Origin of the sequence: Cysteiniphilum litorale, from assembly GCF_003428165.1 — a bacterium.
Classification (GTDB): Bacteria; Pseudomonadota; Gammaproteobacteria; order Francisellales; family Francisellaceae; genus Caedibacter; species Caedibacter litoralis.
Genome location: NZ_QLIQ01000105.1, coordinates 1 through 2,347, shown reverse-complemented (window position 1 = coordinate 2,347; position 2,347 = coordinate 1). Strand labels below are relative to the sequence as shown.

The 2,347-nt window shown below is 43.7% G+C and carries 1 protein-coding gene; it reads right to left on the bottom strand.

Going from position 1 to position 2,347, the window contains the following annotated elements:
- Positions 1–2,347: beta strand repeat-containing protein (locus DNJ75_RS14660; protein ID WP_206609127.1), on the bottom strand; the 2,347-nt coding region annotated here is incomplete at both ends.

Sequence of the window (2,347 nt, the reverse complement as noted above, 5' to 3'; positions counted from 1 at the left end):
TTGAGTTGACATCGCCATCATTAACAACAAAACTCACCGTACGTGCTAAGGTACTTGGATTATCAGACGTGTTTTGATAGGTCACATTACGTAATGCTGCCTGATAATTAGCGACTGTATCACTACCGGTTAAGGTTAACACACCTGTTCCTGAATTAAAGCTTCCCGTGATATTAGCAGTATCTGCAAATGCTAAGATATCCTCACCATTAACATAGTTATTGCTGATCGTAACACTTGCGCTTTCAATATTGGTATCATCCGCATCATTCACAGTAAGCGCCACATCAATGGCACTGGCAGAGTCATTCTCGGTATAGCTTAACGTACCTCCTGCCACCACAACCGGTGCATCATTCACTGCTGTCACATTAATCGTACTCGTCACCGCACTTGAGTCAACATCTCCATCATTAACGACAAAGCTAATTGTTCGTGCTAAGGTGCTTGGATTATCAGACGTGTTTTGATACGTCACACTACGTAATGCCGCCTGATAGTTGGCAAGCGTGTCAGTACCTGTTAAGGTTAATACCCCAGTTCCTGCATTAAAGCTTCCCGTGATATTAGCAGTATCTACAAATCCAAGCACATCTTGTCCTGTCGCAAAGTTACCCGTAATTGAAATGGTTGCACTTTCAAGGTTGGTATCATCAACATCACTAATGGCAATGGTATTATCAATCACACTGGCTGCGTCATTTTCGGTATAACTTAAGACCGCACCTGCGGTAACTACCGCAGCGTCATTCACTGCTGTCACATTAATCGTACTTGTCACCGCACTTGAGTTGACATCGCCATCATTAACAACAAAGCTCACGGTACGCGCTAAGGTACTTGGATTTTCAGAAGTGTTTTGATAGGTCACACTGCGTAATGCCGCTTGATAGTTGGCAAGCGTATCACTACCGGTTAAGGTCAACACACCTGTTGTTGCATTAAAGCTTCCCGTGATGTTAGCAGTATTCGCAAATGCTAAGATATCCTCACCATTAACATAGTTATTGCTAATCGTAACACTTGCGCTTTCAATATTGGTATCATCCGCATCATTCACAGTAAGCGCCACATCAATGGCACTGGCAGAGGCATTCTCGGTATAGCTTAACGTACCACCTGCCACCACAACCGGTGCGTCATTCACCGCGGTGATATTAATCGTACTTGTCACCGCTACTGAGTTACTACCACCATCATTAACAACAAAGCTCACCGTACGCGCTAAGGTACTTGGATTATCAGACGTGTTTTGATACGTCACACTACGCAACGCTGCCTCATAGTTGGCAAGCGTGTCACTACCACTTAAAGTAAGCTCACCCGTACTGGCATTAAAGCTTCCGGTGATATTTGCCGTATCAACAAACGCTAAGATATCCTCACCATTAACATAGTTAGCCGTTATTGTAACCGTTGCTTCCTCAATATGAGTATCATCGTCATCACTCACGGTAACGGTGCCATCAATGACACTGGCTGCATCATTTTCCGTATAGTTTAATGTTCCACCCGCTGTTATAACAGGAAGGTTGTTCACTGCATTGACATTAATTGTGCTTGTCGCTGCAGTTGAATTGACATCACCATCATTAACAACAAAGCTCACCGTACGTGCTAAGGTGCTTGGATTATTTGAGGTGTTGTAATAAAGCACACTACGCAACGCTGCTTGATAATTAGCGACTGTATCACTACCTGTTAAGGTCATGACTCCAGTACCTGCATTAAAGTTACCGGTAATATTGGCTGTATCCGTAAACTCTAAAACATCCTGCCCTGCGGCAAAGTTACCCGTAATTGAAATCGTTGCACTTTCAATATTAGTATCATCAACATCATTCACGGTAATCGAACCATTAATGACCACTCCTGGTGACTGTTCCGTATAGCTTATCGCACCACCTGCCACGACAACCGGTGCGTCATTCACTGCTGTCACATTAATCGTACTTGTCACCGCACTTGAGTTGACATCGCCATCATTAACAACAAAACTCACCGTACGTGCTAAGGTACTTGGATTATCAGACGTGTTTTGATAGGTCACATTACGTAATGCTGCCTGATAATTAGCGACTGTATCACTACCGGTTAAGGTTAACACACCTGTTCCTGCATTAAAGCTTCCCGTGATATTAGCAGTATCTGCAAATGCTAAGATATCCTCACCATTAACATAGTTACTGCTAATGGTAATGGTTGCGCTTTCGATATTGGTATCATCCGCATCATTCACAGTAAGCGCCACATCAATGGCACTGGCAGAGTCATTCTCGGTATAGCTTAACGTACCTCCTGCCACCACAACCGGTGCATCATTCACTGCTGTCACATTAATCGTACT